Here is a 12,722-nt window from a genome sequence, read left to right on the forward strand (position 1 = left end):
ATTCTCAAACCATTCTCATCGCAATGAGAAAAAATTCTCAAGCCCATGAGAAAAAATACTCATTGCAATGAGAAAATATTCTCAAGCCTATGAGAATTAATTCTCACTGTGGTGAGAACTTTTTCTTATTAAAGTGAGTATAATTCTTGTTGTATTCATCATTTATAAGAAAGCTAATTCATAAAAAGTCAGCTCTTATAAGAACTCTGCCGGCCACATTACTTGTGGAATTTCACTGTGATTTCTGCCGATTGGTTTCCGTAAGTCCAGTCCGGACCTTCTTGAATCAGGCGTATGGCCTCCTTATCAAGAGACTTGCAAAGACTTTCCTTGACTTTAATGTCGAAGGGACGCCCTTCTTTGTTAACAAAGAAAGTCAAGGTAACTTTGCCTTTGACTTCTGCGCAAGCGTCGTCCGCAGGGTATGCCAGATTCTTTTTCAGATACTTTTTATATTGCTTCATTCCTGTTACGGGTTCCGGAACGACAGCCCCCTGTAATGTATCAGCCTTTTGGGAGATAGCAGCATCTTTTAATGTATCTGATTTCTGTAATGCACCCGAAGCTTTTTTCAAATCTTTGATGGATACGGCAGAAATGGCTCCTGTCACAGCTACCTTTTTCTGTGTGCCATATCCTGTTACTACGACTTCATTCAGTGTTGTTTTATTTTCACTCATGGCTATCAGCATAGTCTTACTGGTGTCTGCCGGTATACTAACCGGATTATAGCCAATATAATGTGCAGTTAATATTTCATTACCTTCCTTTTTGGGCAAGGAGAATTCTCCGTTGATATCCGTTATCGCTCCATAAGTTGCTCCTTTATAAGTGACGTTAGCTCCGATGAGTGGTTCTCCTTTGTCGTCCGTCACTTTCCCTTTGATCATGTTGTTCATTTGGGTGGTCAATTGAGCTGCTTTCATCTTTTTCCTGTTGGCATCCAGGAAAGAAGTATCTGTAACCGTTGTGATAGCCGCTTCTTCCAGCTCTTCTGCCGGAGCAACCATTTCTTCCATTATCGGAGTTCCGGCAGGCGTTGCTTGGGGAGTCGCTGCTTTAGAAGCCACTGCTTTAGGAACCGTTGCGGAAGGAGCCCCCGAAGGTGTACTTTGGGATGGAGAATCCTGCCTTGTCTTGGCGATTATATCTTTTCCGACCGTTTCCTTTGTGGCAGAAGGGCGACCGGAATCCGGTTCCATCTTTGGAGCGGATAGGGAAGTGTCTTCTTTGTGAGCAGGAACAGTTGCAGTGGCAGAGGGCTGCTCCTTAGCTATAAACACATCCTCTCCAACATTCTGTTTCAGAAACAGGAAGTAACTGCTGATTCCGATTCCTATAATCAGGCAGGCGGCAATGCTCCAGGTGACGGCATACGTATTTCTTTTCTTTGCCGAATGGGCGTTTACCTTCATCCGCAATTTATTAATCTGTTCTTCGTGGTCCCCTTCTACTTGGTGGTACCCATCCATCGCGTCAGCCAGAAAAGGGTCTTTCATCGACTCTTTTTCCAGTCGATGCGCCTCTTTTCCTTTGCGGAGTCCTCGTATGTAGTCCAATAGTTTCATAGGGCTTGTTTCTTAATACAAATTTTCAAGTTTCGCTTTCCGTTCTGGATATAGCTTTTCACGTTATTCAGAGTAAATCCGGTTTGTTCGACAATATCTGCATACGACATTTCTTCCAGGAAGAAACGTGTAATGCTGGTCCTTTGTTCTTCGGGCAGCTTTTCCAGACAGTGGTGCAATGCTTTCAGCTGCTCTTCCGAACTTTCCTCTTCACTTAATAGATGCAGAAATTCGTCGGATTCCATAATATTAATGGTATAATCCAGCGGAATTTCTTTGTTTTCCTTTCGTAACAGTTGCAGGCAATGGTTCTTCGCCACCCGATAGAGCCACGGCTTGAATGCTTTTATCTCATAATTGATGATTTTAGGTAACAGGTCTTCAAACATCTGCATCACCGCTTCCTGCGCTTGGTCTTCATCTTGCAGATATTTCAGGCAAAGTCCGTACGTCAGCGGGATATAACGGTTGTATAGTTCACCGAAATATTCCGTATCTCCGGACTTTATATAATGGGTCAGTAGTTCCTCGTCCGATAGCTTCGATATGTTTCGTACATTGAACAGCACTTTCTCTATTCGTCGTCTTCTGTTACTACCTGATATTTATCTTTCATCATCTCAAAATCATCCGTTATCTGTTTTAGAATCTCATGAACGTCTGTGCTTCCGGCTACGGCAGGCGTTCCGTAAAAGATGGATGCCTTGTAAGGCAATAAGATTAATTCTCCCTTGGGGAGTGAACGTCCCATGCCGGTCATGAAAACCGGTATATATTTCAGTTCCGGTCGCAGAGACAAGATACGGGCTATGCCGGACTTTATTTTTCCCATTTGTTCGGGCTTCCCTCTTGTACCTTCGGGAAAAAGAATCAGCGAGTATCCTTCATCGATGGCATCGAGCATTTTCCGGAGTGGGTCGTGCTCCGAGTCCTTTTCTCCTTTTCTTCTGATGAGAAGGGTGTTGATGAAGTAATTGCTGAAAGCGGCCTGAAACCGGGTTCTTCCGAAGTAATCTTCCGCGGCTACGGGTTTTACTTTCCACAAAAGGTTGCCGGGTAGGGAAGAAAGCAGGCTGAGTGTATCCAGATGGCTGTTGTGATTGGCAAGGATGATGAATTGTCCTTCTTTTTTGAGGAATCGGGTATCGGGGAACTGGACTCCCACGATCAGTTTCAGAAACCACCGGAATATACCTTTATATAGTATCTGCATCATGGCAGACTGCATGAATCTTTTTTTCATAGTTTGCCGGCTAATAAGCTATGTAATAAACGAGGTGGAAGAACACCGGAGCTGTATAGGACAGGGAGTCTATGCGGTCGAATACTCCACCATGACCGGGGATGCTATCTCCCATGTCTTTGATGCCTTTATCACGTTTGATGGCAGAGATGACTACATCTCCCGCAAATCCGGCAATGGCAATGAGGGCGCTGACCAGAATTACGTTGGGCGTGGAGAGCGGAGTGAGGAATCCCAGAAAGTATCCTATAACCGTAGTGCTGACGACACCTCCCAAAAAGCCTTCCCATGTTTTGTTGGGACTCACTTTGGGCAGAATTTTGTGACGTCCGAAGAGTTTTCCCCAGACGAACTGCATGATATCGTTGATTTCTGTAAGGAACACGAGGAACATCAGCAGTCCGCGTCCTCCCGCATTGAAGCCCGGCAATTCGGGTAACGAGAGAAGATAAGCGAGGTGGCTGATACCAAATACAGAAAGCATCAGAATCCATTGCAGCAAAGCGATGGATTTAGTGATTCCGTGTGTATCGCCTTTCAATACCAGTCGTAATGGCAATAACAGGAACATAACTACGGGGATGAATATGATGTATGCCCCATACCACGCGATATAAGCAAGATAGTATTGGATAGGAATAGCCAATATGCCCCAGAACAGTGCACGGCGGTCTGCCTCTCTGAATCCTAATACCGAATAAAGTTCTCTGAACGCTATAAAAGAGAGAAATGCAAGAAAAAAATAAGAAATGTCGTAGCTGATGAAAACGGCACCGATAAACATTGCCGCCATAATCCACCATGAGCGGGTACGGGCAACCAGTTCGCTGATATTGGTTTTCGGCGACAGCTTTTTTACCAGAAAGAGAGCGATGCTTGCCGTCACCAGCAAACAGATAATAAGGGTGATTACAATAATCAACTCATCGCTTAGCGTAGGGAATAATTTGTCCAATAGTTGTTTCATTTCGCTTCGTTGTTTGTGTGAGACATAAGATATAAACGGTGTATAAGAGTGGCGATCAGACCGATATTCATTAGTATAAGAGTAATGAGGCACACGATCTGTTCATATCCCCAATGAATGGTGCAGGTGGCAATCACAAAGCACAGTGTCAGTAAAGCCATACGATGTTGCTTCGCCATCGGGCCGTTAAAGAAATGCTGTTGTGTCTTGTAAGCTCCTATCCAGCGGAAATAAGCGGTCATTACGGCAAGCAGGGCGGCAAGCCATCCCAGTTCTATCCCGAATCCTCCGGCTACATAGCCTACAGGAATGATAAACAAGGCATCGGCGAATCGGTCGGGCATATCATTGTATAAATCTCCGTTGGCACTTTTCTTTCCTCCTTCTATAGCCACCATTCCGTCAAACAGATTGCATAGTAACCGCGACTGCATACAGACGATGAACAGAATATAAGCAACGTATTTATTGAAATAGGGATAGATAACAGTGCCTGTCAGCAGAAGGCAACCAGCCAAAGCGAAGAATACACTCATCATTGAAATCTGGTTGGGAGTGATGCCCCAACCGGTTAGTTTACGGGCGATAATGTTAGCCCAAGCGGTGTTTCGTGAGGCTATTTCCCGCCTTCCGTCGACTTCATGTTTCATGTTTATGAATGTTTATTGTTCGCAAATATACACATCATCTTAGAAGCGGCAAAAGAATGAAGGATTATTTTGAAAAGCATGCTCTTTTCTATGAAAATAAAAAAAACTTCTGTTGGTTTATGGAATCCGTGTGGAATCTGCATCTCTATAGTAAAAGCGGATTAATTGTAACATTTTAAAAAGATAAAGTTATGAAGACAAATCAACTCAGAGCAATGATGCTCACGGTGATGTTAGTGATTACTACATTGGGTGGTACGGTATGGGCACAGCCTTTGATCGTAAAGGGAACGGTGACGGACGGATCAGACGGTTCGCCGTTGGTAGGATGTGCGGTGACGGTCAAGGGAACATCCCGTGGAGCTGTTACGAACCTGCAAGGGCAGTACAGGATTGAAGCAAACAAGGGGGAAACTCTTATCTTCAGCTATATTGGTTTTGAGAAAGTGGAAAAAGTCGTATTCTCTGCAAAGATGGACGTAAGCCTTATAGCTTCTTCGCAGGTGCTGGAAGAATGTGTTGTCGTCGGATACGGCAGCCAGCGAAAGGTAGCTGTTACCGGTGCCATATCAACCGTCAATCTGGCAAGTCTCAGCCACCCGTCCGTACGTATGGATGCAGTAAATACGGAAGAATATAAATCGATCAGTGAAAATGGTTTCAAGCAGGTAGGAGAATCTCCGCTTTCTACTTTCTCTATTGATGTGGATGCCGCTTCTTACAGTAATATGCGTCGTATGATCAACAGCGGTACCTTGCCGGTGGCCGATGCTATCCGTACGGAAGAGTTAGTGAATTATTTCTCCTACGATTATGCGAAGCCGACCGGAAGCGATCCGGTGAAGATTACAATGGAGGCAGGTGTTTGCCCCTGGAATGCTGATCATCGTCTGGTACGTATCGGACTGAAAGCAAGGGAGATTCCGACTGACAAACTTCCGGAATCTAATCTGGTATTCTTGATTGATGTATCCGGTTCTATGTGGGGACCTACCCGTCTGGATTTGGTGAAGTCATCTCTGAAGCTATTAGTTAATAACCTGCGTGAAAAAGATAAAGTAGCCATCGTTGTGTATGCAGGCAACGCCAGCGTAAAACTGGAATCTACTCCGGGCAGTGACAAACAGAAAATACGTGATGCGATAGACGAACTGACATCCGGTGGCTCTACGGCCGGCAGCGCAGGTATCCAACTGGCTTATAAAGTGGCTAAACAGAACTTCCTTCCTAAAGGAAACAATCGGATCATCCTTTGTTCCGATGGAGATTTCAATGTAGGTGTTTCTTCTGTGGAAGGTTTGGAACAGCTGATAGAAAAGGAACGTAAGAGCGGAGTATTCCTGAGTGTGCTAGGCTATGGAATGGGTAACTATAAAGACAATAAAGGTCAGGCTTTAGCAGAAAAAGGAAATGGAAATCATGCCTATATCGATAATTTGCAGGAAGCCAATCGTGTCCTGGTGGGTGAGTTTGGCGCTACGCTTCATACGGTGGCAAAGGACGTGAAACTGCAAGTGGAATTTAATCCGGCTCAGGTGCAGGCATATCGTCTGGTTGGTTATGAGAGCCGTTTGCTGAAAGACGAAGACTTTAATAATGACGCCAAAGATGCCGGAGAATTGGGAGCGGGACATACGGTGACAGCTTTCTATGAAGTGATTCCCGTAGGCGTGAAGAATGACTACGTAGGAAAGGTAGATGATCTGAAATATCAGAAGAAACAAAAAGAGACGGTGCAGTCGACCGGCTCTAATGAATTGCTGACCGTGAAACTGCGCTATAAAGCTCCGGACAAGGACGTCAGCAAAAAGATGGAAATTCCCTTTGTGGATAACAAAGGAAATAATGTTTCTTCCGATTTCCGTTTCGCTTCTGCCGTGGCTATGTTCGGTCAGCTGCTTCGGGACTCTGACCTTAAGGGAGAGGCAAGCTATGATAAAGTGATCGGTCTTGCCAAGCAGGGACTGGATAATGATGAAAAAGGATACAGAAGAGAATTTATCCGTTTGGTAGAAACGACAAAAGGAATGAAACAGGAGATGGTGGAAAACAAGTAATAGTATAGGTTAATTAAAAGGATGATCAGCATAGATCAATGTATGGTTTCGCATTGATTAGTTCGTTCCATATACGTTTCCCTTTCGTTCGACCTAGGTGGGACTAAACAATCACCTGGGCCGAACTAAAAGATAACCTAGGTGGAGCGAATTAGGATTTGCATAAATTTTAAATAGAAGCTGCAATGCAATTACTAAGCTATGGACTGTAAAAGAGAAACCGCAGATAATTGACGATTACCTGCGGTTTACTTCTGCACGGGAGGAGAGGCTCGAACTCCCGACACCCGGTTTTGGAGACCGGTGCTCTACCAACTGAGCTACTCCCGTGTTTGCGGCTGCAAAGGTAGTATAAACTTCCGAACCAGCAAATATTAGGGTAAATAAATTTCCAATTATTTTAATTTTTCCCATTCATCGGGCTTAAAACCTACCAGAACGAAGCTGTCTGTCACTACTAACGGGCGTTTCACCAGCTTACCGTTTGTTGCCAGCAATGCGATTTGTTCTTCCTCAGTCATGGAAGGTAGCTTTTCACTCAGTTTCAGCTCTTTATATACCAAACCGCTTGTGTTGAAGAATTTCTTTATTGGCAATCCACTTCGTGGAATCCATGCTTTCAACTCTTCCACCGTAGGGTTATCTTCCACAATGAGCCGGTTAGTGTACTCAATGTTATTTTCGATTAGCCATTTCTTAGCTTTCTGGCATGTACTGCACGCCGGATATTGCAAAAATAAAGGTGTCATACTATATACTATTTATCGATTAATACCTAATACTTATTACTTAATACCTATTACCTAAATTACCATCTGCAAATCCTGATACATAATCCGATAGGCGGCGGCTTTTTTATCTAATGCAAGCGGGTACGCCCGTGAGGAAGAAGGCATCCGGTAGAGTCTCATCGCCCGTCCTTCAAACACAAATTCGGCATAGTCTCCTACTTTCGGTTCTTCCACTTCCAGTTGTGCACGGAGCGTATCCGTTGCCTTCTGTCCGGTGGTGACGATTGCCCTGCATTCGGGAAGTTGGCGGAGTAATGCAGCGATGTCCGTCGGCTGCACCACTTCCAGAAATTTGTCCGAAGCGTTATCCTGCAAACGCCGGATAGATGAGGCTGTATCGAACAGGGCGATTCCTTTTTCATTCAGGAAGTCAATAATCTGTTCCCGGCAGAATGCTTTCCGCGTATCGTTCAGAAAGTGATCTTTGTCTCCGAAAAACAAGAGTCCGACAATGCGCCACATATCATTGTTCAGGTTCGGATAATAAAAATCCATCGACCACCGTTTTCTTTGTGGCGGAAAACTTCCCAGCATCAGCAGTTTTGCTTTTGGTGGGAGAAAAGGTTCTAAAGGATGTTTTTCGATTTCAATCTCCATATTGATGTAATTTCCTACAAAAATAACGAATCTATTCTTTTCCTTCAAAATAGTTGCGGAAAAAAACAAATTTAAAAATATTTGGCTATTTTTGCACGGAGATGGTGAAAAACAACTTATTGAAATGCTGTTGAAAACAAGAATAATTATAAGTTGCTGTTTTATAAGCTTGTTAGCTTTCTTTGAAGAAGATTGTTATGCTTCACGGCCGGGGTCGAAAGAATGTGTGAAAGTCTCCTCTGCCAGTTTTACGGTAAGGGGGCGGGTTATCGATACCTATGGTGAACCACTTATCGGAGCGACAATCAGAGAGAAAGGCGGAGCGAATGGAACAGTGACAGATGTGGAGGGGAATTTCTTTTTATCCGTTCCGGATAGTGCTGTTCTGCAAATTTCTTTCGTAGGTTACGAGTCTCAGGAAGTCAGTGTAAAGGGTAGGTCAATGCTTGAAATATGTCTGAAAGAAAATATTCTGCTGCTTGACCACGTGATTGTAACTGCTTTGGGACTTGAAAAGAAAGAATCCTCTTTGGCTTATGCCGTGCAAAAGGTGAGGGGAGAAGAATTGAATCGCGTGAAAGAAGTGAATATGATCACGGCTTTAGCAGGAAAGGCAGCCGGTGTGCAGGTCAGCAAGAACTCTTCCGGCATGGGTGGATCGGCGAAAGTCAGTATCCGTGGGGTACGGTCGGTGGCCGGTGATAATCAGCCTCTGTATGTGATAGATGGTGTCCCCATGCTAAATTCTACTTCGGAACAGTCTTATTCGGCTATCGGCGGTACGGCCAATGCCGGCAACAGGGACGGAGGTGACGGCATCTCGAATCTGAATCCGGAGGATGTGGAAAGTATCAGCATCCTGAAAGGAGCTCCTGCCGCAGCCCTGTATGGTAGCCAGGCGGCCAACGGAGTCATTCTTATTACTACAAAAAAAGGAAATACCGTAGGACGGAGGGATATTCATTTCTCTACCGGACTGACTTTTGAAAAGGCTTTCTCTCTGCCCGAAATGCAGAACAGCTACGGAGTAAGTGATGTAACAGACAGTTGGGGAGAAAAAGAAAATCTGACGGTTTACGATAATTTGGGTGACTTTTTCCGTACCGGACTGACGTCGATCACTTCTGTATCCGTCAACTCCGGAAATGACAAGCTACAAACATATTTCTCCTATGCCAACACCACCGGTCGCGGCATTCTGAATGAAAATAAACTCTCCAAACACAATATCAATCTGAGAGAGACCGCCGTCCTCTTCAACAGCAGGCTGAAATTGGACGGTAACGTGAATGTCATGAAGCAGACGGTGAAGAATAAACCCGTATCGGGAGGCTTTTATATGAATCCGCTGGTAGGTCTCTACCGCTTTCCTCGTGGCGAGGACTTGTCTTATTATAAAGAGAACTATGAACGTTATAACGAGGACAGAAAGCTGAATACACAAAACTGGCATACTTTTACCGAAGACTTTGAACAGAATCCGTATTGGATACAAAACCGCATACAGAGTAAGGATGCACGTATCCGCCTGCTCCTTTCCCTTTCTGCCAATTTGAAAGTCACTGATTGGCTGACACTTCAGGCTCGTGGCAATCTGGATCACTCAGCCGATAAACTGCGTCAGAAATTTTATGCCTCCACCGCTACGGCACTCTGTGGGATGAACGGGCGCTATATTGAAATGGATTATCAGGAAACGCAGATGTACGGAGACGTGATGGCGATGGTCAAGAAGCAACTGAATGACTTCACATTGGACGTAGCCATTGGCGGCAGCATCAATGACAGAATCACTAACTCCACTCGCATTGATTCCAAGAATGCTTCGTTGAAATATGCCAATGTGTTCAATCTTGCCAATATCGTGATGAGCAGTTCTGCCAGTATCGATCAGAAAATAGATGCCCATTACCAACTGCAATCGGTCTTTGCGACGGCACAGATAGGCTATAAAGAAGGAGTCTTCCTTGACCTGACCGCACGTAACGACTGGTCGTCTACGCTGGCTTACACGAAGTACGAGAAGAAAGGATTCTTTTATCCTTCCGCCGGTGTCTCTTTCCTTCCGGATAAGTGGGTAAAGATGCCCGAATGGGTTTCGTTCTCGAAGTTGCGCGGTGCTTATAGTATCGTAGGCAACGGGGTGCCTCCTTTTATCACTTACCCTGTTTCGTATGTGACTGCCGGTGGAGAGATACTGGCAAGCGATGCGGCCCCTTTCGCCGAGATGAAACCGGAAATGACGCATTCCGTCGAATTGGGCATGGAATGGAAGTTCTTGCAGCACCGCCTCGGATTAAATCTGACCTATTACCGTACCGACACGTATGAGCAGTTCTTCAAACTGCCTGCGCTTGCGGGGGATAAGTATGCCTATCGATACGTCAACGCCGGAGATATCCGGAATCAGGGATGGGAGATAACGCTGGATGCCACTCCGGTACTGACCCCCGACTTCACGTGGAAGACCTCTCTCAACTTCTCTGCCAATAAGAACAAGATTGTAGAACTCCATGAAGAACTGAAAGAATTTGTTTACGGACCTACCAGCTTCTCGTCCAGTTATGCGATGAAACTGGTGAAAGGCGGCTCTATCGGCGATATTTACGGTAAAGCCTTTATACGTGATGAAGCAGGCAACATCGTTTATGGAACGGACGGAGACTATAAAGGACTTCCGTTGGTAGAAGGCGACGGAAATACCGTAAAGGTGGGCAATGCCAATCCGGATTTTATGCTGGGATGGAATCATTCCTTCTCCTACAAAGGTTTCAGCCTTTACTTCCTGCTTGACTGGCGCTATGGAGGTGAAATCCTTTCGCAGACCCAGGCGGAGATGGACCTCTATGGAGTATCGAAAGCGACGGCACAAGCCCGTGATAAAGGATATGTTTCGCTGGAAGGCCGGCAGATAAGCGATGTCAAAGGATTCTATAAAAATGTAGTGGGCGGACGCGCCGGCGTGACGGAATACTATATGTATGACGCTACCAACCTCCGTCTGCGGGAAGTTTCGCTGAGTTACAGCTTCCCCCGAAAATGGATACAGAAAACGAATTGCCTGAAAGACCTGCAACTTTCTTTTGTAGCCCGCAACCTTTGTTTCCTGTACAAGAAAGCGCCTTTCGATCCCGATCTGGTACTTTCTACAGGCAATGACAATCAGGGAATTGAAGTGTTCGGTATGCCTACCACCCGCAGTCTGGGCTTTACTTTGACATGTGAATTTTAAGAGCAGGAGGGAAGATGATGAAGAAAAAACATATTTATATATACTTGCTGGGGATGCTGCTGCTTTCTGTTGGCTGTACAGGGAAATTCCGTGAATTTAATACCGACCAGTCGGGAGTTACGGACGATGATTTGCTGATTGACGACAATGGTTACGGTATTCGTCTGGGGATTATCCAGCAAGGCATCTACTTTAACTACGATTTCGGTAAAGGCAAGAACTGGCCTTTCCAGTTGATACAGAATCTGAACGCGGATATGTTCTCCGGTTATATGCACGACGGAAAACCCTTGAACGGAGGTACGCATAACTCGGATTATAATATGCAGGATGGCTGGAACAGCGCCATGTGGACACATATGTATTCGTATATCTTTCCACAAATCTACCAGTCGGAGAATGCCACCCGTGATACGGAATCTGCCTTGTTCGGCATTACCAAAGTGCTGAAAGTGGAAGTCATGCACCGTGTGACAGATTATTACGGCCCTGTTATTTATAAGAATTTCGCGAATGCCCAGAATCAATATCGCCCTGATACGCAGAAAGAAGTCTACTATGAGTTCTTTAATGAACTCGATTCGGCTGTTGTCTCTCTTGCCGATTATATAGAAAAGAAGCCCGAATCTAATGGATTCACCCGCTTTGATATCTTGCTGGACGGTCAATATTCCTCCTGGATCAAGTTTGCCAATTCGTTGCGTATGCGTCTGGCAATGCGTATTTCTGCGGTTGATCCGGATAAGGCACGCACCGAGTTCCTGAAAGGACTGGAAAATGAATTTGGTGTTTTTGAAGCGGAAGATGAACGGGTAGCGGTCTCAACGAAATCCGGATTCACGAATCCGTTGGGAGAACTCAACCGGGTATGGAATGAAACTTATATGAGTGCTGCAATGGAATCTATTCTGACAGGCTACGATGATCCCCGACTGAAAGTTTACTTTGAAACCTGTACCGACAAGGCGTATGCAGGAGAGTACCGCGGCATCCGTCAGGGAACCTGCTTTGCGCACAATCATTATGCAGGCTTATCCAAATTGTCCGTCGATCAGAGTACGGATGCCCCATTGATGAGTTCCGCTGAAATCTGGTTTCTCCGTGCCGAAGCTGCTTTGCGCGGATGGATATCGGAGGATGAAGAAGAATGTTATCAGAACGGAATAAAGGCGTCTCTTCATCAACGCGGCATTTATCAGATGGACGACTATCTGAACAGTGAGCGGACGGCTGCCGATTTCATCGACACACAAGACCCCGAAAATAACATTCCTGCCCGTTGCCGGGTTTCTCCTAAATGGAATCCCGCAGACGACAAGGAAATAAAGCTGGAAAAGATCATTACGCAGAAATGGATAGCCTTATTCCCGGAAGGTTGCGAGGCATGGGCGGAACAGCGTCGCACGGGATATCCCCGCCTGTTTCCGGTACGCTTCAACCATAGCAGGAACGGATGTATCGACACGGAGACAATGGTACGTCGCCTCAACTTCCCCGGCACGCTGCAAACCGAAGACAGAGAGCAATATCTGGCTCTTGTGGAGGCTCTGGGCGGACCCGATCATGGAGGTACCCGATTGTGGTGGGATACAGGAAATAATAGTCTGGATTAAAATT

The 12,722-nt window shown here is 45.4% G+C and carries 10 protein-coding genes and 1 tRNA gene; 3 read left to right on the forward strand and 8 right to left on the reverse strand.

Annotated elements, in window-relative coordinates:
* Positions 1-218: 218 nt before the first annotated feature.
* The 5 genes from ACHLI0_RS20625 to ACHLI0_RS20645 are packed head-to-tail and all read right to left on the reverse strand — an operon-like array spanning position 219 to position 4,428.
* Positions 219-1,568, reverse strand: coding sequence for an energy transducer TonB (locus tag ACHLI0_RS20625; RefSeq protein WP_490749940.1), 1,350 nt, complete (start codon positions 1,566-1,568; stop codon positions 219-221).
* The gene (locus tag ACHLI0_RS20630) at positions 1,565-2,137 is read right to left on the reverse strand and encodes an RNA polymerase sigma factor (RefSeq protein ID WP_008764619.1); all 573 of its coding nucleotides are present in this window, start codon (positions 2,135-2,137) and stop codon (positions 1,565-1,567) included. Before ACHLI0_RS20630 ends, ACHLI0_RS20625 begins: the two co-directional genes overlap by 4 nt.
* Positions 2,138-2,142: 5 nt before the next feature.
* Complete coding sequence (locus ACHLI0_RS20635) at positions 2,143-2,796, reverse strand: lysophospholipid acyltransferase family protein (RefSeq protein ID WP_414236759.1); 654 nt, start codon at positions 2,794-2,796, stop codon at positions 2,143-2,145.
* A gap of 25 nt (positions 2,797-2,821) precedes the next feature.
* The gene (locus ACHLI0_RS20640) at positions 2,822-3,778 is read right to left on the reverse strand and encodes a phosphatidate cytidylyltransferase (RefSeq protein ID WP_011109264.1); all 957 of its coding nucleotides are present in this window, start codon (positions 3,776-3,778) and stop codon (positions 2,822-2,824) included.
* Positions 3,775-4,428, reverse strand: a complete 654-nt coding sequence (locus ACHLI0_RS20645) for a CDP-alcohol phosphatidyltransferase family protein (protein ID WP_490749941.1) — start codon at positions 4,426-4,428, stop codon at positions 3,775-3,777. Before ACHLI0_RS20645 ends, ACHLI0_RS20640 begins: the two co-directional genes overlap by 4 nt.
* Before the next feature lie 191 nt (positions 4,429-4,619).
* On the opposite strand from ACHLI0_RS20645, the gene ACHLI0_RS20650 reads away from it, so the two are divergent.
* Positions 4,620-6,485 (forward strand): vWA domain-containing protein, encoded by a 1,866-nt coding sequence (locus ACHLI0_RS20650; RefSeq protein ID WP_490749942.1) that lies wholly within the window; start codon positions 4,620-4,622, stop codon positions 6,483-6,485.
* A gap of 257 nt (positions 6,486-6,742) precedes the next feature.
* Here ACHLI0_RS20650 and ACHLI0_RS20655 read toward each other — a convergent pair.
* The 3 genes from ACHLI0_RS20655 to ACHLI0_RS20665 form a co-directional block, all read right to left on the reverse strand.
* A tRNA-Trp gene (locus ACHLI0_RS20655) sits at positions 6,743-6,815 on the reverse strand.
* Positions 6,816-6,880: 65 nt separating this feature from the next.
* Positions 6,881-7,234 carry an arsenate reductase family protein gene (locus ACHLI0_RS20660; RefSeq protein ID WP_008760124.1) on the reverse strand — a complete coding sequence of 118 codons (354 nt, stop codon included), beginning with the start codon at positions 7,232-7,234 and terminating at the stop codon, positions 6,881-6,883.
* Positions 7,235-7,288: 54 nt separating this feature from the next.
* Complete coding sequence (locus ACHLI0_RS20665; protein WP_008760125.1) at positions 7,289-7,873, reverse strand: uracil-DNA glycosylase family protein; 585 nt, start codon at positions 7,871-7,873, stop codon at positions 7,289-7,291.
* A 124-nt stretch (positions 7,874-7,997) separates the two neighbouring features.
* Here ACHLI0_RS20665 and ACHLI0_RS20670 point away from each other — a divergent pair, with 124 nt between their 5' ends.
* Together ACHLI0_RS20670 and ACHLI0_RS20675 are read left to right on the forward strand one after the other, a co-directional pair.
* The gene (locus tag ACHLI0_RS20670; RefSeq protein ID WP_490749943.1) at positions 7,998-11,105 is read left to right on the forward strand and encodes a SusC/RagA family TonB-linked outer membrane protein; all 3,108 of its coding nucleotides are present in this window, start codon (positions 7,998-8,000) and stop codon (positions 11,103-11,105) included.
* 17 nt (positions 11,106-11,122) lie between these two features.
* Positions 11,123-12,718 (forward strand): SusD/RagB family nutrient-binding outer membrane lipoprotein, encoded by a 1,596-nt coding sequence (locus tag ACHLI0_RS20675; RefSeq protein WP_490750176.1) that lies wholly within the window; start codon positions 11,123-11,125, stop codon positions 12,716-12,718.
* The last annotated feature ends 4 nt before the right edge of the window (positions 12,719-12,722 follow it).

This window comes from Bacteroides sp. RCH18 (assembly GCF_058231005.1).

Excerpts from the sequence above, each read along its gene's own strand:
- ACHLI0_RS20645 (WP_490749941.1), bottom strand. The coding sequence starts at position 4,428 with ATGAAACATGAAGTCGACGGAAGGCGGGAAATAGCCTCACGAAACACC.
- ACHLI0_RS20675 (WP_490750176.1), top strand. The coding sequence starts at position 11,123 with ATGAAGAAAAAACATATTTATATATACTTGCTGGGGATGCTGCTGCTT.
- ACHLI0_RS20635 (WP_414236759.1), bottom strand. The coding sequence starts at position 2,796 with ATGCAGTCTGCCATGATGCAGATACTATATAAAGGTATATTCCGGTGG.
- ACHLI0_RS20625 (WP_490749940.1), bottom strand. The coding sequence starts at position 1,568 with ATGAAACTATTGGACTACATACGAGGACTCCGCAAAGGAAAAGAGGCG.
- ACHLI0_RS20650 (WP_490749942.1), top strand. The coding sequence starts at position 4,620 with ATGAAGACAAATCAACTCAGAGCAATGATGCTCACGGTGATGTTAGTG.
- ACHLI0_RS20640 (WP_011109264.1), bottom strand. The coding sequence starts at position 3,778 with ATGAAACAACTATTGGACAAATTATTCCCTACGCTAAGCGATGAGTTG.
- ACHLI0_RS20665 (WP_008760125.1), bottom strand. The coding sequence starts at position 7,873 with ATGGAGATTGAAATCGAAAAACATCCTTTAGAACCTTTTCTCCCACCA.
- ACHLI0_RS20670 (WP_490749943.1), top strand. The coding sequence starts at position 7,998 with ATGCTGTTGAAAACAAGAATAATTATAAGTTGCTGTTTTATAAGCTTG.
- ACHLI0_RS20660 (WP_008760124.1), bottom strand. The coding sequence starts at position 7,234 with ATGACACCTTTATTTTTGCAATATCCGGCGTGCAGTACATGCCAGAAA.